The sequence below is a fragment of the Micromonospora sp. A3M-1-15 genome (assembly GCF_024213425.1).
Lineage (GTDB): Bacteria > Actinomycetota > Actinomycetes > Mycobacteriales > Micromonosporaceae > Micromonospora > Micromonospora chersina.
Genome location: NZ_JANAVK010000001.1, coordinates 1,197,615 through 1,224,084, shown reverse-complemented (window position 1 = coordinate 1,224,084; position 26,470 = coordinate 1,197,615). Strand labels below are relative to the sequence as shown.

General features: G+C 73.9%; 20 protein-coding genes. 10 read left to right on the top strand and 10 right to left on the bottom strand.

Translation table 11 applies throughout. The features are described 5' to 3' along the window. The first annotated feature begins 87 nt into the window (after positions 1–87). Positions 88–813: a ribonuclease PH gene (gene rph / locus NLX85_RS05575; RefSeq protein WP_091312992.1), complete on the top strand. Its 726-nt coding sequence runs from the start codon at positions 88–90 to the stop codon at positions 811–813. After that, entirely contained in the window at positions 813–1,430 is a 618-nt protein-coding gene (rdgB, locus tag NLX85_RS05570) for an RdgB/HAM1 family non-canonical purine NTP pyrophosphatase (RefSeq protein WP_091269580.1), read from the top strand. Before rph ends, rdgB begins: the two co-directional genes overlap by 1 nt. Positions 1,431–1,438: 8 nt before the next feature. Here rdgB and NLX85_RS05565 read toward each other — a convergent pair whose 3' ends face one another. From NLX85_RS05565 to NLX85_RS05525, 9 genes are all read right to left on the bottom strand, one after another. After that, on the bottom strand, positions 1,439–2,701 hold the full coding sequence (locus NLX85_RS05565) for a hypothetical protein (RefSeq protein ID WP_254331929.1): 1,263 nt from the start codon (positions 2,699–2,701) through the stop codon (positions 1,439–1,441). A gap of 40 nt (positions 2,702–2,741) precedes the next feature. After that, positions 2,742–4,280 (bottom strand): histidine ammonia-lyase, encoded by a 1,539-nt coding sequence (gene hutH / locus NLX85_RS05560; protein ID WP_254331928.1) that lies wholly within the window; start codon positions 4,278–4,280, stop codon positions 2,742–2,744. Continuing rightward, a complete protein-coding gene (hutI, locus tag NLX85_RS05555) occupies positions 4,268–5,482 on the bottom strand; it encodes an imidazolonepropionase (RefSeq protein ID WP_254331927.1) in 1,215 nt (404 codons plus the stop codon). The genes hutH and hutI overlap by 13 nt, the downstream gene beginning before the upstream one ends. Then, the gene (locus NLX85_RS05550) at positions 5,479–6,831 is read right to left on the bottom strand and encodes a formimidoylglutamate deiminase (protein ID WP_254333658.1); all 1,353 of its coding nucleotides are present in this window, start codon (positions 6,829–6,831) and stop codon (positions 5,479–5,481) included. The genes hutI and NLX85_RS05550 overlap by 4 nt, the downstream gene beginning before the upstream one ends. Further along, positions 6,828–8,027: an allantoate amidohydrolase gene (locus NLX85_RS05545; RefSeq protein WP_254331926.1), complete on the bottom strand. Its 1,200-nt coding sequence runs from the start codon at positions 8,025–8,027 to the stop codon at positions 6,828–6,830. The genes NLX85_RS05550 and NLX85_RS05545 overlap by 4 nt, the downstream gene beginning before the upstream one ends. Continuing rightward, on the bottom strand, positions 8,024–9,697 hold the full coding sequence (gene hutU, locus NLX85_RS05540) for a urocanate hydratase (RefSeq protein WP_254331925.1): 1,674 nt from the start codon (positions 9,695–9,697) through the stop codon (positions 8,024–8,026). Before hutU ends, NLX85_RS05545 begins: the two co-directional genes overlap by 4 nt. Before the next feature lie 16 nt (positions 9,698–9,713). Beyond that, the gene (locus NLX85_RS05535; RefSeq protein WP_254331924.1) at positions 9,714–11,129 is read right to left on the bottom strand and encodes a transposase; all 1,416 of its coding nucleotides are present in this window, start codon (positions 11,127–11,129) and stop codon (positions 9,714–9,716) included. Beyond that, on the bottom strand, positions 11,126–11,428 hold the full coding sequence (locus NLX85_RS05530) for a recombinase family protein (RefSeq protein WP_254331923.1): 303 nt from the start codon (positions 11,426–11,428) through the stop codon (positions 11,126–11,128). Before NLX85_RS05530 ends, NLX85_RS05535 begins: the two co-directional genes overlap by 4 nt. 136 nt (positions 11,429–11,564) lie before the next feature. Beyond that, complete coding sequence (locus NLX85_RS05525) at positions 11,565–12,413, bottom strand: MurR/RpiR family transcriptional regulator (RefSeq protein ID WP_148427168.1); 849 nt, start codon at positions 12,411–12,413, stop codon at positions 11,565–11,567. Positions 12,414–12,543: 130 nt separating this feature from the next. Here NLX85_RS05525 and NLX85_RS05520 point away from each other — a divergent pair, with 130 nt between their 5' ends. From NLX85_RS05520 to NLX85_RS05485, 8 genes are read left to right on the top strand one after another with little or no spacing between them, the layout of a single operon-like run. After that, the gene (locus tag NLX85_RS05520; RefSeq protein WP_254331922.1) at positions 12,544–13,830 is read left to right on the top strand and encodes a hypothetical protein; all 1,287 of its coding nucleotides are present in this window, start codon (positions 12,544–12,546) and stop codon (positions 13,828–13,830) included. 35 nt (positions 13,831–13,865) lie between these two features. Further along, positions 13,866–17,456 carry an SGNH hydrolase domain-containing protein gene (locus NLX85_RS05515; protein ID WP_254331921.1) on the top strand — a complete coding sequence of 1,197 codons (3,591 nt, stop codon included), beginning with the start codon at positions 13,866–13,868 and terminating at the stop codon, positions 17,454–17,456. A gap of 5 nt (positions 17,457–17,461) precedes the next feature. Beyond that, positions 17,462–18,610: a glycosyltransferase gene (locus tag NLX85_RS05510; RefSeq protein ID WP_254333656.1), complete on the top strand. Its 1,149-nt coding sequence runs from the start codon at positions 17,462–17,464 to the stop codon at positions 18,608–18,610. Then, a complete protein-coding gene (locus NLX85_RS05505) occupies positions 18,597–20,087 on the top strand; it encodes a hypothetical protein (RefSeq protein WP_254331920.1) in 1,491 nt (496 codons plus the stop codon). Before NLX85_RS05510 ends, NLX85_RS05505 begins: the two co-directional genes overlap by 14 nt. Then, positions 20,080–21,291 (top strand): glycosyltransferase, encoded by a 1,212-nt coding sequence (locus NLX85_RS05500; RefSeq protein WP_254331919.1) that lies wholly within the window; start codon positions 20,080–20,082, stop codon positions 21,289–21,291. The genes NLX85_RS05505 and NLX85_RS05500 overlap by 8 nt, the downstream gene beginning before the upstream one ends. Beyond that, on the top strand, positions 21,288–22,538 hold the full coding sequence (locus NLX85_RS05495; protein WP_254331918.1) for a hypothetical protein: 1,251 nt from the start codon (positions 21,288–21,290) through the stop codon (positions 22,536–22,538). The genes NLX85_RS05500 and NLX85_RS05495 overlap by 4 nt, the downstream gene beginning before the upstream one ends. 27 nt (positions 22,539–22,565) lie before the next feature. Continuing rightward, positions 22,566–23,834: a DUF1800 family protein gene (locus NLX85_RS05490; RefSeq protein ID WP_254331917.1), complete on the top strand. Its 1,269-nt coding sequence runs from the start codon at positions 22,566–22,568 to the stop codon at positions 23,832–23,834. Continuing rightward, complete coding sequence (locus tag NLX85_RS05485) at positions 23,831–25,090, top strand: DUF1501 domain-containing protein (RefSeq protein ID WP_308210667.1); 1,260 nt, start codon at positions 23,831–23,833, stop codon at positions 25,088–25,090. The genes NLX85_RS05490 and NLX85_RS05485 overlap by 4 nt, the downstream gene beginning before the upstream one ends. An 18-nt stretch (positions 25,091–25,108) precedes the next feature. On the opposite strand, the gene NLX85_RS05480 is transcribed toward NLX85_RS05485, so the two are convergent. Further along, entirely contained in the window at positions 25,109–26,410 is a 1,302-nt protein-coding gene (locus NLX85_RS05480) for a sugar transferase (protein ID WP_254331916.1), read from the bottom strand. Positions 26,411–26,470 lie beyond the last annotated feature (60 nt).

Sequence of the window (26,470 nt, the reverse complement as noted above, 5' to 3'; positions counted from 1 at the left end):
CTGTCGGGCCTGCCGACCGTGACCGTCGCGGGCGACCGTGGGGAGACCGCGGGCCGGTTCGATCACGGCACCGCATAAGGTGCAGGCATGGCGCGACCTGACGGGCGGCGGCCCGACCAACTTCGACCGGTGACCCTGACCCGGGGCTGGAGCACCCACCCGGAGGGCTCGGTGCTCGTCGAGTTCGGGGCGACCCGGGTGCTCTGCACGGCCAGCGTGACCGAGGGCGTGCCCCGCTGGCGCAAGGGCTCCGGGCTCGGCTGGGTGACCGCCGAGTACGCGATGCTGCCCCGGGCCACCAACACCCGCTCCGACCGGGAGAGCGTCAAGGGCCGCGTCGGCGGCCGGACCCACGAGATCTCCCGGCTGATCGGCCGCAGCCTGCGGGCCTGCGTCGACCTCAAGGCGCTGGGCGAGAACTCGGTGGTGCTCGACTGCGACGTGCTCCAGGCCGACGGCGGCACCCGGACGGCCGCCATCACGGGGGCGTACGTGGCGCTGCACGACGCCGTGACCTGGCTCGCCGAGCGCAAGGCCCTGGCGGGCAAGGTGGAGAAGGTCATGCACCGGTCGGTGGCGGCGGTCAGCGTCGGCATCATCGCCGGCGAACCGCGGCTCGACCTCTGCTACGAGGAGGACGTGGCGGCCGAGGTCGACATGAACGTGGTCTGCACCGGGACGGGTGACTTCGTCGAGGTGCAGGGGACGGGCGAGGCCGGCGTCTTCGCCCGGGAGCAGCTCGACGCCCTGCTCGACCTGGGCGTGGCGGGCTGCCTGGAACTGGCCGACGCGCAGCGGAAGGCGCTGAACTGATGAACACGGTGCTCCTGGCCACCCGCAACCGGAAGAAGCTCGTCGAGCTCCAGCGGATCCTCGACGGCGCGCTCGGCGCCCACCGGATCGCCCTGCTCGGCCTCGACGACGTCGAGGAGTACCCGGAGCTGCCCGAGTCCGGCCTCACCTTCGGCGAGAACGCGCTGATCAAGGCCCGGGAGGGCTGCCGGCGCACCGGCCTGCCGACCATCGCCGACGACTCCGGTCTGGCGGTGGACGCGCTCAACGGCATGCCGGGCGTGTTCAGCGCCCGCTGGGCGGGTTCGCACGGCGACGACCGGGCCAACCTCCAGCTCGTGCTGGACCAGATCGCCGACCTGCCGGACGAGCACCGCGGCGCCGCCTTCGTCTGCACCGTGGCGCTGGTGCTGCCCAGCGGCAAGGAGCACCTGGTCGACGGCCGGCAGGCCGGCCGGCTGCTGCGCGCCCCGCGCGGCGACGGCGGCTTCGGCTACGACCCGATCTTCCTGGGCGACGGGCAGGAGCGGACCAACGCGGAGCTGACCCCGGAGGAGAAGGACGCGGTGAGCCACCGCGGCAAGGCGCTGCGCGAACTGGCCAAGCTGGTCGCCAAGGTGCTCCCGCCGGCCGCCTGACCGACCGCTCAGCGGTGGTGGAGCGTGGTCAGCTCGCCGTCCAGCTCGCGTACGGCCACCCGGTCCTCCACGGCCAGCGCCGCGAGGACCCGCTCCACCTCGGCCAGGGTGGCGAACCGACCCACCGAGACGGCCGCCTCGATGTCCAGGTGCTCCACCCAGAGGCCGCCGGGCTCCCAGGCGGTCTGCACGCAGGCGCCGGAGCGGCCCACGCAGGTGAGGCAGTCGTAGCTGGACGGGCGCATGGCGCGGATCCGGGCCAGCAGCTCCGCCAGCTCCATCGGCACCTCCTGCTCCCACCCGGCCGCGTGGCCGCCGGTCACCTCGACGTAGCCGACCGGTGCGGGCTCCGGCTCGCCGGCCGGGGGCAGGCCGCGCAGCGCCCGGACCAGCGCCAGGCCGTCGTGCCGGCCCACGGTCAGCTCCGGCACGTCCGGGTCGTCGTACGTCCCGACCAGCGCGTCGCCGCTGCGGCGCACCTCCAACGCTCGGCCCTCCCACTCCACGCGGACCGGGACGGAGGCCGGCAGCCACGGCAGGTGCAGGCCGGTGAACCGGCCGGCCCGCCCCGGCCCCTCCGCCGGCGCGTGCACGCCGATCCACGTGCCGAGCAGTTCCACGTCGACGTCGACGTCGTCCGCCACGGCCGCGGGTACGGCAGCGAGCCGGCCGACCCGCCGCCGCTGCCACCGCAGCGGCACGTGGATCCGCTGGCCGACCTCTCCGTCCCAGTTGACGGTCAGCCCCGCGGCCCGCAGCGCGACCGCCACCTCCGCGCCGATCTCCGCTGTGGAGGCTCCCTCGAACGCCCCGTACGCGAGCCACACCCCCGAGCCTTCGACGCCGCGTTCGGCGTCCTGCCGGTGGTAGAAGGTGTAGCCGCGCGGCTTCAGGCCCCGCCGCGCCTCGGCGCCGATCTCCTCGACGCCGCAGTTCTGGCAGCAGGTGAAGTTCTCCCGCGCCACGATCCCGGTGGCGTCGAGCGCCCGGAACGCAGCGGTGAGCCGGTCGCTGTCGGTTACCTCCGGCCAGGTTTCCTGGTCGGCCAGGTGCGCGCTCAGTTCCTCGGCCACCGCCGCCCAGGCCAGCTCCGCGACCCCGTTCTCCCCGGCCGCGTCGTCCAGGTACTTCACCGTCTCGGCGACGATGGCGGCCGCCGGCAGCTCGGCCAACGCCACCTGCTGGCGCACGAAGGCCCGGATCTGGTCGGGCAGGTCGCCGCCGTCGGGGACGTCGGCACGGTCGGGGGCTGCCACGGCGTCATCGGTCACGGCGGCGAACGGTAGCAGCCCCCGCCGACAGCGTCCGTGCTCAGGCCAGCGGGCCGACCTCGCGCTCGATCGCGGCGCGCAGTTCGGGGCCGCGGACGACCTCCCGCGCCGCCTCCATGAGCGGGGCGAGGAACACGTCCGGGCCCGGCTCGCCGGCCGCCTCGCCGAGCGCGGCAAGTGCGGCCCGGCCGGCCGGCGACGGGGTCAGCGGCGCGCGGAGCTGGAGCCCGCGCACGGCGGCCAGCAGTTCCACCGCGAGCACGCTGGTCAGGTTGTCCAGCACGGTGCGCAGCTTCTTGGTCGCCGCCCAGCCCATGGAGACGTGGTCCTCCTGCATGCCGCTCGTGGGCAGCGAGTCGACCGAGGCGGGGGCGGCCAGCCGGCGGTTCTCCGCGACGATCCCGGCCGCCGTGTACTGGGCGATCATCAGGCCGGAGTTGACACCGGCGTCGGGGGAGAGGAACGCCGGCAGTTCCCGGGAGCGGGTGACGTCGAGCAGCCGGTCCACCCGGCGCTCGGCGATCGCGCCCACCTCGGAGGCGGCGATGGCCAGGTAGTCGGCGGCGAAACCGAGCGGCGCCCCGTGGAAGTTGCCTGTCGACTCGACCCGCCCGTCCGGCAGCACCACCGGGTTGTCCACCACCGACAGCAGCTCCCGGCCGGCCACCACCTCGACGAAGTCGAGGGTGTCCCGCGCCGCGCCGGCCACCTGTGGCGCGCACCGCATCGAGTAGGCGTCCTGCACGGCGTGCGCCAGGTCGTCGCGGTGCGAGTCCATCACCGCCGAGTTCTGCAGCAGCTTGTGGATGTTCGCGGCCGAGGCGGCCTGGCCGGGGTGCGGCCGGATGGCGTGCAGCTCCGGCAGGAACGGCCGCTCCGAGCCGAGCATCGCCTCGATGGCCAGCGCGGCGGTCACGTCGGCCATGGCGAACAGGTGCCGGGCGTCGTGGACGGCCAGCAGCAGCATGCCGAGCATGCCGTCGGTGCCGTTGATCAGCGCCAGCCCCTCCTTGGCGGCCAGCTCCAGCGGCTCCAGCCCGAGCCGGCGCAGCGCGTCGCCGGCCGGGATCCGGTCGCCGGCCGGGCCGAGCACCCAGCCCTCGCCGAGCAGCGCCAGCGCGCAGTGCGCCAGTGGCGCCAGGTCGCCGGAGGCGCCGAGCGAGCCGTGCTCCGGCACCCACGGGGTCACCTCGTGGTTGAGCAGGTCCACGAGGGCCTCGGCGACCACCGGGCGGACCCCGGAGCGGCCCAGGGCGAGCGAGCGCACCCGCAGCAGCATCATGGCCCGCACCACCTCGCGGGGCATGGGCGCGCCGACTCCGGCGGCGTGCGAGCGGATCAGCGCGTGCTGGAGTTCGGCCCGCCGCTCGGGCGCGACGAAGGTGTTGGCGAGCGCCCCGAATCCGGTGGAGACGCCGTACACGGGCCGGCCGGCGGCCTCGATGCCGTCCACGATGGACCGGCTGGTCGCCATCGCCTCCACCGTGGCGGGGTCGAGGACGACCTTGGCGGTGCCGCGGGCCACCGCGAGCACGTCGGCGGGGGAGACCCCGGTGGGCTGGATGACTACGGTCGACATTGCGGCACTCCGTTGTGCAGAACCTGGCGGATCAAGGGCACACCGGGCCGGTAGGCCAGGTGCAGGTGGGACGGGGCGTCGAGGATCATGAGGTCGGCCCGCGCGCCCCGCGCGAGCCGGCCCACGTCGTTCCGGCGCAGCGCCGCCGCCCCGCCGGCCGTCGCGGCCCACACCGCCTCCGCCGGCGTCATCCGCATCTCGCGTACGGCGAGGGCGACGCAGAACGGCATCGACGAGGTGTACGACGACCCGGGGTTGCAGTCGGTGGCCAGCGCCACGGTGACACCGGCGTCGAGCAGCCGGCGCGCGTCCGGGTACGGCGACCGGGTGGAGAACTCGGCCCCGGGCAGCAGGGTGGCGACGGTCGAGGTGTGCCCGCCCTCGGCGCACATGCAGTCGACCCGGGTGGCGGCGAGCGCGTCGATGTCGGCGTCGGTCAGGTGCGTGCAGTGGTCCACGCTGGCCGCACCCAGTTCCACCCCGAGCTGGACGCCCGGCCCGGGGCCGAGCTGGTTGGCGTGCAACCGCACCCCCAGCCCGACGGCCTGCCCGCAGGCGAGGATCGCCCGGGCGTGGTCCACGTCGAAGGCGCCCCGCTCGCAGAACACGTCGATCCAGCGGGCGTACGGCGCGGCGGCGGCCAGCATCGGACCGCACACCATGCCCACGTAGTCGTCGGGGCGGTCGGCGTACTCGGCGGGGACCACGTGGGCGCCGAGGAAGGTGGTGTCCTCGGTGAACTCGGCGGCGATCCGCAGCGAGCGGGCCTCGTCGGCGACGGTCAGCCCGTACCCGCTCTTGATCTCGATGGTGGTGGTGCCCTGCCGCATGGCCTCGCCGCGCAGTCGCCGGACGGTGGCCCGCAGCTCGCCGTCGGAGGCGGCCCGGGTGGCGCCGACGGTGGTGCGGATGCCGCCCCCGGTGTAGGGCTCGCCGGCCATCCGGGCGGCGAACTCGGCGGCCCGGTCGCCGGCGAAGACCAGGTGGGCGTGGCTGTCCACGAAGCCGGGCAGCACGGCCGCGCCCTCGGCGTCGATCCGCCGGTCGGCGGCCGGCGCGTCCCGGGCCGGCCCGACCCAGGCCACCTGCCCGTCCTCGACGAGCACGGCGGCGTGCCGGCGGATGCCCAGCGGCCCGCCCTCGCCGCCGATGTCGTTGGTGACCAGCTCCCCGATGTTGTCGACCAGCAGGCTGCCCCTCATGAGGTCACCTCCGCGATGGCCGAGTGGAGTTCGGCGGGCACGTCCACGGTCAGGTGCCGGCCGTCGGCCACGACCGTCCGCCCGTCGACCACCACGTGCGCCACGTCGGCGGCGGTGGCGGCGAAGAACGCGCCGACCGGCGGCACTCCGGCGGTCCGGGCGCTGTCCAGCCGTACCGTCACGAGGTCGGCCCGGTCGCCGACGGACAGCCGGCCGGCGTCGCCCCAGCCGAGCGCGGCGTGCCCGCCGACGGTGGCCGCGCCGACCAGCTCGGCGGGTGTGAAGTGCCCGCGCCTGCGGGTGCGCAGCCGCTCGTCCAGCTCCACGGCGCGGGCCTCCTCGAAGAGGTCGACCACGGCGTGGCTGTCGCTGCCCAGGCTCAAGGGGCTGCCCGCCTCGGCCATCCGCCGGGCCGGCCCGATGCCGTCGGCCAGGTCCCGCTCGGTGGTGGGGCAGAGGCACACCCCGGTCCGGCTGTCCCCGAGCAGGGCGACGTCGGCGCTGGTCGGGTGGGTGGCGTGCACCGCCGTGGTGTGCGGGCCCAGCACCCCGTGGTCGGCCAGCAGTCGCGTGGGGCTGCAGCCGTGCACGGCCCGGCAGGCGTCGTTCTCGGCCGGCTGCTCGGAGAGGTGCACGTGCAGCGGCACCCCGTTGCGATCGGCCCAGCCGGCCACGGTGGCGAGCTGCTCGGCGGGCACCGCCCGGACCGAGTGGATCGCCGCGCCCAGCCGGGCGTGGTCGTTCTCCGGGCGGAACGCGTCGACCCGCTCCGCCCAGCGCAGCGCGTCGCCGTCGCCGAACCGGCGCTGCGTCCCGGCCAGTTCCGCGCCGTCCACGCTCGCGGTCAGGTACGCGGTGTCCAGCAGGGTGAGCCGGATCCCGGCGTGCGCGGCGGCCTCGACGAGCGCGGCCGACATGGCGTTCGGGTTGGCGTACGGCCTGCCCTCCGGGCCGTGGTGCAGGTAGTGGAACTCGCCGACGCAGGTGATCCCCGCGAGGGCCATCTCGGCGTACGCGGCCCGGGCGAGGGCCAGGTAGGAGTCGGGGTCGAGGCGGGCGGCCACGTCGTACATGACGTCCCGCCAGCTCCAGAAGTCGCCGCGCCCGCCGTGGGTGCGCCCGCGCAGCGCCCGGTGGAAGGCGTGCGAGTGGGCGTTGGCCAGGCCGGGCAGGGTGAGCCCGGGCAGGCGTACGGCGTCGCCCAGCACCTCGACCCCGGCGGGGGCCGCGCCGCCGCCGACCAGCGGGGTGACCGCGGTGATCCGGCCGCCCTCGGCCTCGATCAGCACGTCGGGGGTGGGTTCGGCGTGGTCGGGCAGCCAGGCGTACTCGGCCAGCCAGCGGGTCAGCGGCATGCCAGCTCCTCCAGCACCCGGGCCAGGGCGGCCACCCCGGCGGCGCAGTCGGCGTCGCTGGCCGACTCGGCGGGGGAGTGCGACACCCCGGTCGGGTTCCGCACGAAGAGCATCGCGGTCGGCAGGTGAGCGGCGAGGACCCCGGCGTCGTGCCCGGCCCCGGTGGGCAGCACCGGCGCGTCGAGCAGCGCGGCCAGCCGGTCGGCCAGCCCGCCGTCGAACGCCACCAGCGGGGTGGCCGACTCCTCGGTGCAGGTCAGCTCGGTGCCGTCCCGCTTCGCCCGCTCGGCGGCCTTGGCCCGGACCGCCTCGACCAGGCCGTCCAGCGTCGCCGGCTCGGCCGCCCGGGCGTCCAGCCAGCCGGTCACCTTCGACGGGATGGCGTTTGTGGCGTTCGGCTCGACGGCCACCCGGCCCACGGTGGCGTGCGCGTCGCGCAGCCGGGCCTCCTTGTTCGCCGCGAGCACCGTGAACGCGTAGGTGAGCATCGGGTCGCGGCGGTCGGCCATCCGGGTCGTACCCGCGTGGTTGCCCTCGCCGTGGAAGTCGAAGCGCCAGCGGCCGTGCGGCCAGATGGCGCTGGCCACCGCGACCGGCGCGCCCAGGTCGACCAGCGCGCGGCCCTGCTCGACGTGCAGCTCCACGAAGGTCGCGAAGCGGCCGAGCAGGCCGGGATCGGCGCCCGCCGGCCGGTCGCCCAGCGCCTCGGCGAAGCTCACCCCCGCCGCGTCGCGCAGCCCGGCCGCGCGGTCCACCGCGATCTCACCGGTGAGCAGCCGCGACCCCAGGCAGGGTACGCCGAACCGGCCGCCCTCCTCCTCGACGAACGCGGCCACCGCCACGGGCCGGACCGGGGTGGCCCCGGCGGCCCGCAGCTCGTCCACGGCCAGGAACGCGCTCACGATGCCGAGCGGCCCGTCGTACGCCCCGCCGTGCGGCACCGAGTCGAAGTGGCTGCCGGTGAGCACGGCGTCCCCGGCCGCCGGGTCGCCCCACCAGGCGAACAGGTTGCCGTTGCCGTCCTCGGTGACCGGCATGCCGCGTTGCCCGGCCTGCTCCCGGAACCAGCCGCGCAGGGTGAGCTCCGGTTCGGTGAGCGCGTAGCGCAGGTAGCCGCCGCTGCCGGAGTCCCGCCCGACCGGCGCGATCTCGTCCCAGAGCTTGCGGAACCGGACGGCGAGATCGCTCACGCCGTACCCTCCGTACCCTCCGCGCCCTCCGCCATGGGGACCCGGACGCCGGTGCGCGCGGCGACCTCGCGGGCGTCGTCGTAGCCGGCGTCGACGTGCCGGATGACGCCCATGGCCGGGTCGTTGGTGAGCACCCGCTCGATCTTCTGCCCGGCGAGGGCGGTGCCGTCGGCCACGCAGACCTGCCCGGCGTGGATGGACCGGCCGATGCCGACCCCGCCGCCATGGTGGATCGACACCCAGGAGGCCCCGCTCGCGGTGTTGACAAGCGCGTTGAGCAGCGGCCAGTCGGCGATCGCGTCGGAACCGTCGGCCATCGCCTCGGTCTCCCGGTAGGGGCTGGCCACGCTGCCGCAGTCCAGGTGGTCCCGGCCGATCACCACGGGCGCGCTCAGCTCGCCCGAGGCGACCATCTCGTTGAACCGCACCCCGGCCTTGTCCCGCTCGCCGTAGCCCAGCCAGCAGATCCGGGCCGGCAGGCCCTGGAAGGCGACCCGCTCGCCGGCCATCCGGATCCACCGGGCCAGGGACTCGTTCTCGGGGAACAGGTCGAGGATGGCCCGGTCGGTGGCCGCGATGTCCTTCGGGTCACCGGAGAGCGCGGCCCAGCGGAACGGGCCCTTGCCCTCGCAGAACAGCGGCCGGATGTAGGCCGGCACGAAGCCGGGGAAGTCGAAGGCCCGCTCGTAGCCGGCGAGCTTCGCCTCGCCGCGGATGGAGTTCCCGTAGTCGAAGACCTCGGCGCCGGCGTCGAGGAAGCCGACCATCGCCGCCACGTGCCGGGCCATCGACGCCCGGGCCCGGTCGGTGAACTCCGCCGGCTTCGTCGCCGCGTAGTCCCGGGCGTCGGCCAGCTCCACCCCCACCGGCAGGTACGACAGCGGGTCGTGCGCGCTGGTCTGATCGGTCACGACGTCGATCTCGACGCCCCGGACCAGCAGCTCGGGGAAGACGACCGCGGCGTTGCCGACCACGCCGACGCTCAGCGCCCGGCGCTCGCGCTTCGCGGCGAGCACCCGCTCGACGGCGTCGTCCAGGTTGTCGGCGATCTCGTCCAGGTAGCGGTCGCGCGCCCGGCGCTCCAGCCGGCTGCGGTCCACGTCGACGATCAGGCAGGCGCCGCCGTTCATGGTGACCGCCAGGGGCTGCGCCCCACCCATCCCGCCGCAGCCGGCGGTCAGCGTCAGCGTCCCGGCCAGGGAGCCGGCGAACCGCTTCTCGGCCACCGCCGCGAACGTCTCGTAGGTGCCCTGGAGGATCCCCTGGGTGCCGATGTAGATCCAGGAGCCGGCGGTCATCTGCCCGTACATGGTCAGGCCGAGCGCTTCGAGGCGGCGAAACTCGGGCCAGGTGGCCCAGTCGCCGACCAGGTTCGAGTTGGCCAGCAGCACCCGGGGCGCCCACTCGTGGGTGCGCATGACGCCCACCGGCCGGCCGGACTGCACCAGCATGGTCTCGTCCTCGCGCAGGTCGGTCAGCGTGCGGACCAGCGCGTGGTACGACGGCCAGTCCCGGGCCGCCTTGCCGGTGCCGCCGTAGACCACGAGGTCCTCGGGGCGCTCGGCCACCTCCGGGTCGAGGTTGTTCATCAGCATCCGCAGCGCGGCCTCCTGCGGCCACCCCTTGGCGGTGCGTGCGGTGCCGCGGGCGGCACGGACGGGCTGGTGCATCTCGTACTGCTTCCTACTAGTTGCTCATGGCTGAGCGGTTCGGATGGTTCGCTCTCCGCTCGGCGGTGGCCGGGCTGGAGTCCTGGACCGGCAGTCTGGTCCGGTGGCGATCGGTCCGTCCCTGCAGGATCTGCCTCACCTTTTGATATGGGGTGTGCAGGGCGATGTCGGAGTCGCCGGCTCGCTGCAGGATGTTGATCGCGGCGTTCACGTCGGCCTGCCACACCACCCCGCACCCGGTGCAGTGAAACCGGTCCCCGCTGCGTCGGCCGAACCGGCCACAGCGGTGACAGGTTTGTGAGGTGTAGGCGGCGTTGACGTGGACGAGCGCAGAACCTCTGCGCGCCGACACGCTCGCCAGGGCCTCGGCGGTGACCCCTTTGGTCCAGGTCGCGAGGCGCCGGTTGATGTTCTTGCCGAGCCTCTTGCGCCCGGTGAAGTGTTTGGTGAGGTCTTCGGCGACAACGGTGGCGGCCTTGTCCACGACCCGGTGGACCGCGTTGAAGACCTCCGTTCGTAGCCGCGCCCGATGGCGGGCTGCCTGCCGATCGCGCTTCACGGTCCCGAGGTTGTTAGACCTGATTCGGTGCGCTTTCGCACGATCGCCATCGCGGGCGGCGTTGTTGGCTATCGAGCGCAGCTTCGCCCGGCGCCGGTTACGCTCCTTCAACCGATCCGACTCGCCGGCCAGCAGCTCACCCAGACCGCGGCCGTGGCGGGCGCCGTCGGAGTCCGTTAGGACTTCGCTGTATCCCTTGTCCACACCGACCGTCTGGTTACCACACGGCCGCCGCGACGACCGCATCTGCGATGAGTCGATCTGGTAGTGAACCTCTACCCGGCCATCGCGCAGGATCAGCCGCAACGTGCCCGCCGGCGCGACAGTCGTGGACAGCGGAATCCTCACCATCCGGCGACGTTCGAGGCCGGGAACCGCGAGCCACAACCGGCCACGCCGGTCAACGACGCTGTTGTGCTGGTCGGCGCGCACCACGATTTGGTCGTGCGTGCGGTTGCGACCGCGCTTCCAATGCTTGCGCATCTGCCGAGCCAGAAAAGGGTCAGCAACCCATCGGTCGGTCGCGAGCGCGGAAAGCATCCGCTTTCGCTCGGCCGGATCACTCGTGCGCCGCAAGACCGCCCAACGCGCCTCTACCTTCGCCGCCGCCAGGTTCGCCGCGATATGGGCCATGGCATCCCGGACGGTTTCCTTCCACGCATTTGCCAACACACCAAACGAACCGTGGGTGCCGTCGACCAACCACCGATCCCGCACTTGTCGGTCCTTCAACCCCGAACCGGTGCCGCCGACCGAGCCGAAACGCTGCCACACCTCGCTACGTACCCGACCCAACCGGCGCGCCTGCTCTACCAAGGCCGCGTACTTGCCCGGATTCAGGGCCGTCGAATAAGCGATCCGGGTGACCTTCACCAGACGCCCTCCACGGCCAGGTCCGCCTGCTGAAGTTCCTTCACGTCACGTCGCAGCCCGTCCAGCCGACGTGAAAAGGCGCGTACGACCGCCAGTAGATTCGCCACCAAATCCTGCCGGGGGGACAACGCCTTCTGGCCGGCGAGGGCGACCTCGCAGCCGCCGCCCGCCGCCACCTGCTCCAGGAAGTCGAAGCCGAACCGTGCCAGCCGGTCCTTGTACGCCATCACCAGCGTGGCGACCCCCGCCCGATCGACCGCGTCCATCAGTTCCACGAACTCCTCACGGTGCAGGTCCATCCCACCGCCGGCCTCACGGCGCCCCGTCCTCACCAAGCGTCCCACCCGCTTGGCAAACCCACCGATCCGATAGAAGCCACCCACAACAAGCAACCATAGGCAGATGTGAAGAAGAGCTATCAAGTCACTCCTCCTCTCAGCCGAGGAACAACTGACGACGGGTGGCGGACGACTCGAATGCCTCGAGCCGGGCCTGGGTCTCGGCGGGGGTGGCGTCGCAGATCGCCTGGAGCACCACCATGGCCAGGGTCATCGGTGCGGTGTGCAGATCGAAGACCAGATCGGTGCCGACGGCGGCGGGAAGCACCACGTCGGCGTGGTCGGTGGCCGGACTCACCGGGGAGTCGGTGATCGCCACGACGGTCAGCCCGACCTCCCGGGCCTCGCGCAGCGCGTCCATGGTCTCCCGGGGGTAGCGGGGCAGCACGAAGGCGAGCAGCGCGCCCGCCCCGGCCGCGACGGCCTGTTCGAGCCGGTCGGCGAGGAGGCTGCCGCCGTCGTCGAGAACCCGCACGTCCGGGTGCACCTTCGCGGCGAAGTACGCGAAGTAGGCCGCCAGGGGCGCGGCGGCGCGCAGCCCGAGCACCGGCAGCGGACGGCTGGCGGCGAGCAGCTTGCCCACCTCGGCGATCCGGCCGGCGTCGGCGAGCTGCCCGGCGAGCCGGTCGAGGTTGCCCATCTCGGCGTGCACCGCCCGCTGGAGGGCGTTGCCGGCGTCGGCCGGGTCGGCGGCGCCCGTGGCGGTCAGCTCACGCAGCCGGCGGCGCAGCGCGGGATAGCCGTCGTGCCCGAGCGCCATGGCGAACCGGGTCACCGACGGCTGGCTGACCCCGGCCAGCTCGGCCACCTCCGCCGCGGACAGGTACGCCGCCGCGCCCGCCTGCTGGACGAGGCAGTGCGCGATCCGGCGCTGGGTCGGAGTGAGCCGGACGCCGTGGAAGAGGTCGAGCAGGCGGTCGGTGGGTGCCGCACCGCTTTCATTCACAGCGTGACTCTATGCATGAAATCTTTCAGCGCGCAACCTTCCGACCAGTGGCAGTGCGGTGACCGGAGGACGAGGGAGGGGGCGTCCGCTCTGTACTATCCGCACGGCGGATAAGCAGAGGAGTTGTCGCATGCAGCCGGTCGGCCCGTACAGGTTCACCGAGGCGCTGGGCGTCTGCCAGGTCGGCACGGCGTGGTGGGCCATCGACGGGCAGGACCGGCTGGTGACGGTGGCCGTGCTCGAGGGCGCGGCGGCGGCCGACCCGCCCTGGCGGGAGGCCTTCGCCAACGCGGCCAACGCCATGGCGCTGACCTCGGGCGGGCAACGCTACGTCAACGCCGACTTCGCCGCCGCGAAGCCGTGGGTGGCGTATCCCTCGGAGGAGGGCATGGGGGCGCAGCGGCTGTTCCAGACCCTCGGCATGGACCTGCACCCGGTGGAGTCCGAGACGCAGGTCCTGATCCCTGAGGCCGGCGCCGTCAGCGGACCGCCGCCCCAGCAGGTCTCCGGTGTGCCGGTCTCCGGCACCCCGAGCCCCACCTCCGGAGCGCCGCTGCCCTGGGCGATGCACGCCGCCGTGCCGCACCAGGTCTCGTCCCCGCCACAGCAGGTGTCCCCCGCGCCGCAGCAGGTGTCCCCCGCGCCGCAGCAGGTGTCCCCCGCGCCGCAGCCGGTCACCGCCCCACCGCACGACCCGTTCTCCGCGCCGGCCCGCCGGATCACGCCGTCCGAGCCGCGCCCCCGCCGGACCGGGCTCTGGATCGGGATCGCCGCGCTGGTCCTTGTGGTCATCGCCGGTGCCGGCGGCGCCGTCGTCTGGTTCGGCGGAGAGGACCCCGGCAAGCCCAGGACCGAGGCCACCAGCCCGGCCCTCCAGCCAGAGCAGAAGACGCCGCCCCAGTCGCCCGGCCTGGAGCCGCCGAGCGCCGGCGACTGGCCGAAGGAGTGGCCCAAGTTCACCCCGGGCGACTCGGTGCGCACCATCGCCGACCTCGACGGCCTGGGCTTCGCCCTGAAGGTGCCGGCGGAGTGGGACTGCACGCCGGCCGGCCGCGCGCAGGGGTTCGTCAAGTACAACTGCGGCGTCTCCAACGACAAGCAGCAGATCGGCGGCGAGCTGATCGTGCGGGAGTGCCCCGTGCCGTGCGACGCCCAGCGGCAGACCGCGATGCGCCAGGAGGAGGAGGCCTGGGGTCTCCAGTGGATGCGGGGCGGCCAGTTCGTCTCCTACGCCGACTCCAGCAAGCTTCAGCTCGACGGTGAGCGCCGGTACGGCCTGGTGCTGGTCGCTTACTGGCGCGGCGGGAACAGCGGGCAGATCGACCGGCAGGTCGTCTTCCGGATGACCTCCCCGATCGACGGTGCGGGCCGGCTGCGCCGGGTGGCCAACCACCTGCGCGACACCCTGATCTTCTGACCGCCCGACCCTTCCTCGCTGCGCGGAGTTCCGACATGCCCCTTGGTACGGCCCTGGCACGTCGGTTCGCCGTCCTGCTCGGCACCGTCGCGGTCGGCTGCGCCCCCGCCGTCCCGGCCGCCGCGGCGGTGCCGACGTACGCCCGCAACGAGCCGGCGGTCGCCGTGGCCACCCCGGCAACCGCCTTCCTCGAGGCGCGATATGCCGGCTACCTCCGGAACACCGCCACGGGCGCCCTGGTCCGTCCCGAACAGGTCGTCGTGGTGCGCCGGTGCAGCGGGGCCGTGGTGAACCCCGACGGCTACGTGGTGACCACCACGGTCTGCGTGCAGCCGAGCCGGGAGGTGCTCCTCGTCAACGCCCTCTACCGGCTCGGCCGCACCCTGGTGCAGCGCAACGAGCTGCCGGCGGAGCGGCTGGACGGGTTCGTCGCCGGTCTCCAGGGCTCGTCCGCGTTCACCGGGCCCCGGCGCGGCACGGCGCCGACCCTGCGGCTGACCGGCCAGTTCGGCGAGGCGACGTCGGGGGACGCCTCCGTCCCGGCGGTCGCCGGCGCCGTCACGAAGGCGCTGCCGGCGGTGGACGGCAACGTGGCTCTGGTCAAGCTGCGCCGCGGCGAGCTCCCGGCCGTCGAGCTCGCCCCCGCCCCGGACCTGCGCGCGGGCTCCTCCCTGGACATTCTCGGCTACGCCCTCGGCGAGAGCGCCGGCGACTCCGGCACCTACACCGTCCGCAACCGCACCGTCGAGGTCATCGGGCGTACCGGAACCAACCGCACCGGAGTCAGCGGCCAGCTCGGTCCCGACTCCCGGGGCGGGCCCGTGGTGGACGCGTCCGGCCGGCTCGTCGCGCTCCTGGACACCGACACCTCGGCCGAGGGCGAACCGATCCGCGACCTGATCGTCGCCGCCAACATCGAGCGGATCCTCGCCCAGAGCGGTGTCGACAACCGGCTGGGCGAGACCGACCGCGCCTTCCGGTCGGCCCTGGCCGTCTACTTCGCCGGCCACTACTCGCAGGCCATCGAGCGGTTCGACGGCGTGCTGAGCCGGGACCCCGGACACGCCGCGGCCCGGGCGTACCGGCAGCGCGCGCAGGAGCGGCTGCGGCTGGACGGCGACGTCACGGAGAACGCGGCGACCTGGTGGTCGTACCTCCTGTCCGCCGCGGGCGGCGCGCTGGTCATCGGCGCGGTGACCCTCGGGCAGCGCGCGCTCCGCCGCCGGCTGCGGCCGGCCGGGGCGGGCCTCGACACGGGATCGGAGGGCGTCGCCGTGCCGCCGCCCACCCCGGCGGAGGTCGGCCCACCCACGCCGGCACCGATGGCCGCGCCGGTGCCGTCTTCACCCGAGGACACGCTGGTGCTGACCGTGCCCGCGGCCCGCCGGACGGGGACGCCGTCGTCGCCGGACGACACGGTCGTCCTGTCCCTGCCCGGCCCGGACCGTAGGGACGAGCCGTCCGCGCAGGACGACACGCTGGTGCTGAACCTGCCCGAGGGGGCACCCGGCACGCCGGCGGCCGTGCCGGCCGACGATGACGCGCCGGCGACGCCCACTGACGCCGGGACGACCACCGAGCGGCCGCGGAGCGCGTTCCGTCCGGACATCGAGGGTCTCCGCGCGCTCGCCGTCCTGCTGGTGGTGCTCTGGCACGCGGGCGTCCCGTACGTCTCCGGCGGCTTCGTCGGGGTGGACGTCTTCTTCGTCATCTCCGGCTACCTGATCACGACCGGGATGGCGGCCGAGGTGGCCGCCCGGGGCCGGCTGTCGCTCGGCCGGTTCTGGGCTCGGCGGGCCAAGCGCCTGCTGCCCAGTTCCGCACTCGTCCTGCTCGCAGCCCTGGTCCTCACGTACCTCCTGCTGCCGGACATCCGCTGGCGGGACACCGCGGGGGACGTCGTGAGCAGCGCCCTCTACCTGGTCAACTGGCGGCTCGCCGAACAGTCCGTCGACTACCTCGCGGTCGGCCAGGCCCCGAGCATCGTGCAGCACTACTGGTCGCTCGCGGTCGAGGAGCAGTTCTACCTGGTGTGGCCGGTCCTGCTCGTGGGCGTCGCCTGGCTGGCCCGGCGCGGACGCACCCCGGGCTCCCGGTTCCGCGCCCTGGCGTTCGGCGCGGTGGCCGTCGTCTGGGCGGCCTCCTTCGCCTGGTCGGTGCTGCTGGTCGAGGCGGACCCGGGCCGGGCCTACTTCGTCACCACCACGCGCATGTGGGAACTCGCCGTCGGCGCGCTGCTCGCGCTGGCGCCGATCCGGCGGCTGACCGGCGCGGTCGCCGCGGCGGCGGGCTGGCTCGGCGTCGCGGCCATCGCCGCCTCGGCGGTGGTGCTGAGCACGTCGACCCCCTTCCCGGGCGCGATGGCGCTGCCCGCCACCGTCGGCGCGGCCCTCGTCATCGCCGCCGGGGCCACCGGCCGGTATGGTCCGGTCGCGCTCCTGCGGCTGCCGCCGATGCAGTTCCTCGGTGGGATCTCGTACACGCTCTACCTTTGGCACTGGCCGCTGCTCGTGGTCCTCACCGCGCGGATGCCCGACCCGGACCCGCCGGCCGTGGTCGCCACCGTGGCCCTCTCCGTGGTGCTCGCGTACCTGACCAGTCGGCTGGTGGAACGGCCGGTCTGGCACTCGCCCCGGCTCGCGGTACGGCCCCGGGTCGCGCTCGCCGTCGGGGCGGCGTGCACTGTGCTGTCGGTCTGCGCGGGGCTGGCCTTCCAGACCGCCGTCACCGCACCGGCCGCGCCCCGGGCCGGCGGGGGCGTGCCCGACGCGCCGGGTGCCGCCGTGCTGACCGCCGACGGCACGACCGCCGCCGGGGCGCCCGTCGACCGCGCCCCGTCGGTGGTGCCCGACCCGTCGGTGGCCCGCGACGACCTGCCGTCGGTCTATTCCGACCGGTGCCACGCCGGCCCCACCGAACGCGCGGTGCTGCGCTGCGCGTACGGCCCGCAGGACGCCACGGTCACCATCGCCGTGGTCGGCGACTCGCACGCCGCGCAGTGGGTGCCGACGCTGCGGGCGGTGGCGGAGCGGCGGAACTGGCGGCTGCTGACGTACACCAAGTCGGGTTGCCCGGCCCTCGACGTCGAGGTGGTCGGCGCGGACGGCCAGCGGCCCGTCGACACCTGCGCGGCGTGGAACCGGGCGCTGCCCGACCGGCTCGCCGCCGACCGCCCGAACCTGGTCGTGACGAGCAGCTACAACTACTCCGCCTACCGGGACGGCCGGACGCTCAAGGGGACCGAAGGCCGCACCGCGCTGGTGGACGGCATGCGGCGGACCTGGCGGTCGCTGGCCGGCATCGCACCCGTGGTGGTGCTGCGGGACACCCCGGCGCCGCGCCTGGATGTCGCCGAGTGCGTATCGGCGCACCGGGAGGAGCTGACGCGGTGCGCGGTGCCGCGCGACGAGGCGCTGGAGGGCATCGGCCCGCTCCAGGTGGACGCGGTGCGGGGCCTCACCGGGGTACGGCTGGTCGACCTGAACGACGCCATCTGTCCCGCCGACCGGTGCGCGGCGGTGATCGGCGGGGTGCTCGTGTACCGCGACACGAACCACCTCACGGCGACGTACGCGCGGACGCTGGCGGCCCGGCTCGACGAGCAGTTGCAGATGGTGATGGGGTGAGCGGAATGATCAGCCCGGACGGCGACGTCGCCGAGGTCGATCCTGCCGGCGGAGGCGTGGGGGGCCCGCTGCTGGCCGGCCGGTCGGTCGCCCTGGTGCACGAGTGGTTCGGCGCCACCGGCGGCTCGGAGAACGTCTTCCTGGCCATCCAGGAGGTGCTGCCGGACGCGAAGGGGTTCGTGCTCTGGCGCGACCGCGACGCGCGACGCGGCCTCGACCTCCAGGAGTCGTGGCTGGCCCGGACCCCGCTGCGGCGGTCCAAGGCGCTGGCGTTGCCGCTGATGCCGCTGACCTGGCGCACGCTGAGCAGCGAGCGGTTCGACGTGGTCATCTCGTCGAGTCACGCCTTCGCGCACACCGTGAAGTTCCGGTCCTCGCCGGACGCGCGCTACCTGAGCTACATCCACTCGCCGGCCCGCTACCTGTGGAGCCCGGACTTCGACGGCCGGGGCTCCAACGGTGTACTGACGGTGCCCCGGCGCGTGCTCCAGGGGGCCGACGTCCGGCTGAGCCGGCACGTCCACAGCTACGCCGCCAACTCCCGGGAGGTGCAGGCTCGTATCCAGCGGTTCTGGCGGCGCGACGCGCGCATCATCCACCCGCCGGTCGACGTGGATCACTTTACCGACGCCCCGGCCGGGCAGCGCCGACAGGACCGCGGCTACCTGCTCGGGGTCGGACGCTGGATCCCGTACAAGAAGTTCGACCTGATGATCGAGATCGCCGACGCCGCTGGGATGCCGCTGGTGATCGCCGGGTCGGGGCCGGAGGAGGAGGCCCTGCGCCGGCAGGCGGCCCGGGCCGCCGTCCCCGTCAGCTTCGAACGGCAGCCGTCCCGGGACCGGCTCCGCGAGCTGTACTGGGGGGCGCGGTGCCTGCTCTTCCCCACCCACGAGGACTTCGGCATCATTCCGGTGGAGGCGATGGCCTGCGGCACCCCGGTGCTGGGACTGCGCCGGGGCGGGGTGGTGGAGACGGTCGTCGACGGCGAGACCGGCTTCCTGGTCGACTCGGACGACCCCCGGGCGTACGCCGCCATGCTGCGGCACGTCGACGATCTGGACCGGGATCGGGTCCAGGCCCACGCCGCGCGGTTCTCCGTCGCGGTATTCCGCGCCAACGTCGCCTCGTGGGTGGCCGATGAGACCGCCTGAGGACGCCCGGCCCGCCCCGCGCCCCCGCAGGCTGGACGGCCCCGCCCTGGTCGTGACCGTCGCGGTGGTGGCCGTCGTCGCGGCCCTCGGGGTGACGACCGTGCTGCCCCGACCGACCGTCGCCGGTGTGCTCGGCCTCGTCGTGGTGGCGGTGTGCCTCACGGCCCTCTACCGGACGACCCGGTCGGCGTCGTTCAGCCCGGTCTCCGTGACGTTCTGGGCCTTCGTCGTGGTCTGGGTCGGTTTCGCGCCGCTGCTGCAGATCCGGGACCGGCGGCTGCCCTGGCCCGACCTGCCCCTGGACCAGTACTACGTCAGCGCGCAGGTCATCCTCCTGTTCGCGGTGCTGGCCTACTGGGCCGGTAACACCCGTCGCCTGCCCGCGCCGCGGTCGCGCACCTCGCCCCGGAGGCCGATCACCGTCGAGAAGGCGCTGACGGTCACCGCCACCGCCGCGGTGCTGGCCGCCGTCTGCCTGCCGATGACCGGCGGGCTGGCCGTCCGTTTCGGCAGCCGCGACGACCTCCAACGCGCCATCGCCGAGGCGGGCCTGAAGAGCCGGCAGGACCTGGCGCTGCTCGGCCTGCTCAGCACCTTCCCGGCCGCCGTCGCCGCGATCGCCCTGGTGCTGTGTCTGCTCTGCTGGCGGAGCCGGACCTGTGCCGGCCCGAGGACGCGGTGGGTGCTGCTGGGCACCACGGCCGCCGCGGTGCTCCTCAACGTCGTCTACAACAACCCGCTCTCCGCGAACCGGTTCACCGCCTTCGGCGTTCTGCTCGCCGCCGGCCTGGCGATCGTGCGGTTCGAGCGGCAGCGCTGGCGGACCCTGTTCTCGCTCGGCATGCTCACCGGCCTCGCCGTGCTCTACCCGCTGGCGAACCTGTTCCGCAACGAGCGGTCGCGCGGCGACCTCCGGCTGGGCCTGGACGCCTACTACACGTGGGACTTCGACGGGTTCCAGCAGACGGTGAACGCGGTCTACTACGCCCGCGTGCACGGCCACAGCTGGGGTCACCACCTCGTCTCCGCGTTGCTGTTCTGGGTACCCCGCTCGTGGTGGGAGGGGAAGGCGATCCCGGCCGGCAACGAGGTGGCGGCCAGTCGGGGCTACTCCTTCCAGAACCTGGCCCTGCCGTTCTGGGCCGAGACGTACCTGGAGTTCGCCTTCGTCGGCGTGGTGGTGCTGTTCTTCTTCTACGGGCGGCTCGCGCGGCGTCTCGACCGTGCGTTGACGGCCACGCCGGCCGGGCTGGGGACGGCCCTCACGGTCACCTTCGCCGCCTTCCAGATCGGCCTGCTGCGCGGTCCCCTCGGCGCGCAGATCCCGTTCGTCGGCGCGGCGTTCGCGGTGCTCGTCGTGGGCGTGCTCGCCCTGCCCGACCGGGGCTGGCGGCTGACCCGACCGCCCCCACCGGTGGACCACGGCTCGCCGGCCGCGGCACCCACCAGAGCAGAGGAGATGGCGCCGCATGACTGAACCACGGCCCAGGGTCGCCGTCCTCGCCGACTGGTGGTGGCCGGACGAGGTCGGCGGCGCCGAGCGGTCCGCCCGGGCGGCCGCACACGACCTGGCCGGCTACGCCGACGTGTCGGTCTTCGTGCCGTCCACCACCGATTCGACGTACGCCGACGGTCCGCTCACCGTGCACGCCGTCCGGCGGCCCTTCGCCCGCCGGCGCCACGCCGATACCCGGATCCGGCGGGGGCTGGAGTTTCTGACCGCCTGGCTGCTGCCCCTGGTCGCGTTCCGCCTGACGCGCCGGATCCGGACGTTCCGGCCCGACGCCGTGGTGGCCACGAACATCTCCCGCACCGGTCCCTGGTTGCCCCGCTGGGTGCGGGCGCGCGGGCTGCGCTACGTCCGGGTCTTCCACGACCTGAGCGACACGTGCTGGCGCCGGTCGCGACTGAAGGACTCCCGTACCTGCGAGACGGTGTGTGGGGAATGCCGGGTCAAGGCCGGGATCATGCGGGGCGCCACCCCACGCGGCGCCGTGAGCGTCTGCGTCTCCCGCTTCGTCCGCGACGAACTCGTCGAGGCCGGCCTGACCACCCCGGCGGCGAGTCTCGTCGGTTACCCGCTCATCGGCCCGCCGGAAGCGGTACGCCCGGCGCGGCGCGTCGACGAGACCCGGCTGGTGGTCGGGTACCTCGGCCGTCTCGACCCGGTGAAGGGCGTCGAGTCGGCCATCCGCACGGCGGGCGCCCACCAGCGGAGCACGGGCATCCGCGTGCGGATGCTGGTCGCGGGGGAGGGGCAGCCCGACTACACGCGGACACTGGCCGAGCTGGCGCGTTCGGAGGAGGTCGACCTGGACCTGGCCGGCCACATGACGGTCGACGCATTCTGCGACGCGGTCGATGTCGCCCTCATCCCGTCCCGCTGGGCGGAGCCGTTCGGCCGGGTCGCCGTCGAGGTCGGGCGCACCGGGACGCCCATGCTGGTCTCACCGCTCGGCGGACTGCCCGAGGCGGCCGTCGTCTCCGGTGGCGCCTACGCGTACGCCGACTTCCAGGACCCGGCCGCGGCCGCGGCCGCGCTCGATGCGCTGCTGGCTGACGCGGCGCCCTCGGGCGCCCGGCCGGATGGCGTGCCGATGACGCTGCCGCAGGCCGTCGTGGCCGCCACCCGGCAGGCGTGGTCCGGCGCGGACGACGTGACGGTGGGGCGGCGGCCGTGACCGGGACGCTCGCCCCGCCGCGGACCGGACGGAACTGGGCCCGGCTCGCGCTGACCCTCGGGCAGCTGGCCCTCATGGGCACCAGCCTGGTCTTCAGCCTCGCCCTCGGCTACGCCGGCGACCTGTCCGCGGTCGGCGCCACCGCGCCCGCGATGCTGGTGTTCCAACTGACCTGCGGCGTCCTTCAGCGGTCCCTCGCCGAGGCGACGCTGCTCGCCGAATCACACGCCGAGCGGACCGCCGAGCGGACGGACTGCCAGCGGTCGGTGGCCGCCGCGTTGACCGGCGGGCTCGCCGGCGCGGTGCTGGCCGTGGTGTCGGCGCTCGCGGTGTCGGGCGGGTCGATCGAGCTGGCCGTCGCCTACTCTGCCGGCATCCCGTTCGCCATCGCGCTCGACATCGGCCGGGCGGCCGGGGTGGCGGCCGGCGCCGCCCGGTCCGTCTTCCTGGAGACGGCCGCGTGGTTGGCCGCGCAGCTCGTCGTGCTGGTGGTCGCCGCCACCCGTTCGCCGCTGGCCGTCTGCCTGTCCTGGACCGTGGTGAACGTGGTGTTCCTCCTGGCCGCCGTCGGCCGACCCGAGCGGCGGCCGCGCTTCACCGGGCTGCCCGGCTGGGTGCGGTCCCGGCGGGGCGTGATGGGCGCGGCCTCCCTGGACGCCCTGCTCGTCGGTCTCACCCCGGTGCTCGCCCTGCAGGTCACCGCGTTCGTCGCCGAGGCCGCCACGCTCGGCGTCATCCGCATCACCCAGCAGCTGTTCGGGCCGTTGGCGTTCGTGTCGATCACCGTCCGGCGGGTGCTGGTCTACCAGCGCAAGGCCGACGCCGGCACGACCCGGCGGCAGGACCTGCGCGACGGGGCGCAGGCGTGGGCGTTCATGGCCGCCGGTTCGGTCGCCCTCGGGCTGGCGGTGCTCGTCGGGCAGGGCCTGGTCCCCGCGCTGTCGTTCCTCCCGGTGGGCTGGGTCCTGGTCGCCGCCGGGCTGGAGAAGACGGCGCTCGGGTTCTCCTACGGCTGCTCGTTGAGCAGGTTCATCCGGGGTGAGTTCGCCCTGCTCCTGCGCGCCCGCTATGTGATGCTCGGCCTGACCGTGCTCGCCGCGCCGCTGCTGACCGTCCAGTTCGGGCCGTCCGGCTATCTTGTCGCGTCGGCCGTCGGGATGGTCGTCTACTCGCTGGTTCTCGTCGCGCTGCCGGCCCGTGACCGTCCACGACCGACAGCTGTCGCGTCGGGCACCGGTCTGTCCTGACCGGCGGCGCTCGTTAAGGTTGTCGTCATGAGCGACACTGTCGGCCTGCTGCTGCGGCGTGCCGGATTCGGCCCGACCGCGGTCGAGCTCGCCGCCGCTCGCCAGGCCGGCTACGCCGCCGCACTGACCGGACTGACCGCCCCGCCCGGCCCGGACGTCGGCGCGACGGGCGCGCCCGTCCCGGACCTCGGGCCCGACGCGTACGCGGGCAAGCGCGACCTGACCTATGAGGAGAAGGTCCGGCTGGAGGACCTCCGCGACGAGCAGACCGCGCAGATCACCGAGTGGTGGCTGAACCGGATGACGGTGGCCAGCCACCACGCCGTCGAGAAGCTGGTCTTCTTCTGGCACGGGCACTGGGCCACCTCGGTCAAGAAGGTGCGCAGCCCTCAGCTGATGCTCAGCCAGCACCGCACGCTGCGCGGCGCGACCGACTTCACCGTGATGGCCCGGCGGATGGTCGTCGACGCGGCGCTGAACCACTACCTGGACGGGCACCTCAACACCCGGCAGGCGCCGAACGAGAACCTGGCCCGCGAGCTGTGCGAGCTGTTCCTGTTGGGGATCGGCAACTACACCGAGAAGGACGTCAAAGAGGCGGGGCGGGCGCTGACCGGCTGGCGGTTCAGCCTCACCATGGGCCGGTCGGTGTTCGACCCGCGCGCCCACGACGACGGCCGCAAGACCATCCTGGGCCGCACCGACACCTTCACCGCGCAGAGCCTCGTCGACCTGCTGCTGACCCAGGAGGCCTGTCCCCGGTTCGTCGCCGCCCGCCTCTGGTTCCGCTACGGCTCGTCCACCCGGCCGATTCCGAAGGGGCTCCAGGACAAGATGGTGCGCGCCTTCCCGGCGCCGATGGCCATGCTCCGGGTGCTGCTCGCCGACGAGGCGTTCCAGGCGACCGCCGGCACCATGGTGAAGCAGCCGGTCGAGTGGCTCGTCGGGGCACTGCGGCAGCTGGGGGTGCGACCGGCCAACCTGCCCGCGGAGACCCGCAAGGCCGTCCTGCACGACCTGGAGAACCTGGGGCAGCTGCCGTTCGCGCCGCCCAACGTGGGCGGCTGGCCCTCCGGCGGCTCCTGGTTGACCTCCGCCGCCGCGCAGGTCCGCCTGCGGCTGGCCGGTCGTGTGGCCGAGCAGGCGCCGGTCGACCAGTTGACCCCGGAGAGCCTGGCGTACCTGCTCGGCGTCGACCGCTGGACGAATCGCACCTACGCGGTGCTGCGCGGCACGCAGGACCGGCGGCAGCTGTTGACCCTGGGGCTGGCGAGTCCGGAATACCTGGTGACATGACGATGAATCCACAGACCCGACGTCGGTTCCTGCTCGCCTCGGGCGTCACCGCGGGTGCCGCGCTCGCGGCCGGCGCCGGCGGGATGGGCCTCGCCCAGCTGCTGCGGACCGCGGGGCAGGACCGCGCGGCCGCGCCGTCGAAGAAGCTCGTCCTGGTGACCCTCTACGGCGGCAACGACGGGTTGAACACCGTCGTCCCCTACACCGATCCCGCCTACCACGACGCGCGGCCGGAGCTGGCGTACGACCCCGGGAAGGTGCTGCACCTGGACGACGCCCTGGGCCTGAACCCGGTCATGCGGGGCATGAAGCAGCTCTGGGACGAGAAGCGGCTGGCGGTCGTCCTCGGGGTGGGCTACCCGCGGCCGGACCGCAGCCACTTCAGGTCCATGGACATCTGGCAGACCGCGTCCCCGGCCGACCCGGTGACGACCGGCTGGGTGGGCCGCTGGCTCGACGGCACGAAGGCCGCGCCGGAGGCCGCCGTCAGCTTCGAACCGGTGCTGCCCCCGGTGCTCGCGGGGGAGACCCGGGCCGGTTCCTGCGTCAACGTCGGCGGCCTCGAACTGCCCCCGGGCATCAGCGCCGACGCCGTCGCCGCCCTCGGCCGGGGGGAGCCCGGCGAGCCGGAGCTGCAGGCCCGCGCCGCGCGCGCCTACGGCGACCTGCTCCGGGTGGAGCAGCTGGTCCGCAACGCCGAACAGCACCAGAGCCCCACCCCGGGCGGCGTCGAGCAGGAGGTCCTCACCACCGGCCCGGGCAGCCGCAGCGTCCTGGAGACCCAGCTGGCGCTCGTGGCCCGGTGCGTCGAGGCCGGGGTGCCCACCCAGGTCTACTCGGTGAGCCTCGACGGGTTCGACACCCACGCGATGGAGCGGGCCGGGCACGAGAGCCTGCTCACCCGGCTCGACCGCGCGCTGTCCGCCTTCGTGGCGCGGATGGCGCGCACCGAGGAGGGCCGCCACGTGACCGTGGTCGTCTACAGCGAGTTCGGCCGGCGCGTGCGCGCCAACGCCTCGCAGGGCACCGATCACGGCACGGCCGGGCCGGTGTTCGTCCTGGGGCCGGCCGTGGCCGGCGGGTTCCACGGCGAGCAGCCGAGCCTCACCGACCTGGACGACGGTGACCTGAAGGCCACGGTGGACTTCCGGGACGTCTTCGGCACGGTCCTGGCCTCGGTGCTCGACGCCGACCCCGACCGCTACCTGGGCAGCGGCTACCGGGCCAGGCCGCTGCCGCTGCTCACCGTCGACTGAGGACGGCCGGTTGGCCGCTCAGCGTCCGCCCGCCCGGAACACCTCCGCGACGGTCCGCAGGATCACCTTGACGTCCAGCCAGAGCGACCAGTTCTCGATGTAGTAGTTGTCGAACCTCGCCCGGTCCGAGATCGGGGTGTCCCCCCGCAGGCCACTGACCTGGGCCAGCCCGGTCAGCCCGACCGGCACCCGGTGGCGCATCGCGTAGTTCGGGTACTCGGCGGAGAACTTCTCCACGAAGTACGGCCGCTCCGGCCGCGGCCCGACCACGCTCATCTCCCCGCGCAGGATGCTCCACAGCTGGGGCAGCTCGTCCAGCGACGTACGGCGCATGAACCGCCCGATCGGCCCGACCCGGCGGTCGTGCGCGATGGACCAGTTCGTCTGCGACTCGTGCTCGTCCACCGGTCGCATCGACCGGAACTTGACCACCTGGAACGGCTTGCCGTAGCGGCCGATCCGCTCCTGGTGGAAGAAGATGCCACGACCACCGTCGAGGAACGTGGCGATCGCGCACAGCAGCAGCACCGGACTCAACATCAGCAGCGCCGCCGTGGCGAGGACCACATCGGAGGCGCGCTTCACGGCCCACCGCGGGCCGGAGAAGGTGGTGTCGCCGATCTTCACGATCGGGATGGCGCCGATGTGGTCGGGGTAGCCGCCGTGCGAACGGGAACCCCACAGCCGCGGCACCGCCCACAGGTCACAACCGGAATCGGCCTGCCGGAGCAGCGTCTCCATGAGAACCGACTCCGTGCAGTCCGGGTCCGCGATGACCAGCACCTCGCACTCCAGCAATCGGACCAGATGCTCGAGGTCGTCCAGGGTGCCGATCAGCGGGACCGCCGCACCGTGCTGCGGTGCGGCGGTGTCGACGGAGCCCACGAAACGCAGACCGTACCTGGGGTAGCGACGCAGCAGCCGGGCCAGCTCCACCCCGATCGGGCCGGCGCCGACGACTATCGCGTTGTGCTCCACCCACCGGCGGCGGCGGGCGAGGAGGGTCACCTTCCGGCTGCACGCCCGCCCCAGCACCACGAGAGCGGCGGAGAGTGCCACGCCGTGCATGAATCCACTGACGTACGGCACCGAGTCATGCCGGTAGGCCGCCACGATGGCGACCACCGCACCGGAGGCCAACAGCCGCCCGGAGAGGCTCGGCAGCTCGTCCAGGATGCTGAGGTGCCGGCGCGCCCGGTAGAGCCCGCCGGCCGCGAAGACGGACACCGTGAGGACGGCGTTGGCCAGCGTGCCGCGCCAGTAGTTCTGGGTCACCAGCAGCGGCGCGAGCAGCGCGACGACGTCGACCGGTGCCGTCATCATCCAGGCCCGGAGCCGGCGCGTCCGGGTCGAGGCCCGGGAACTGGCGTACGGCAGCAC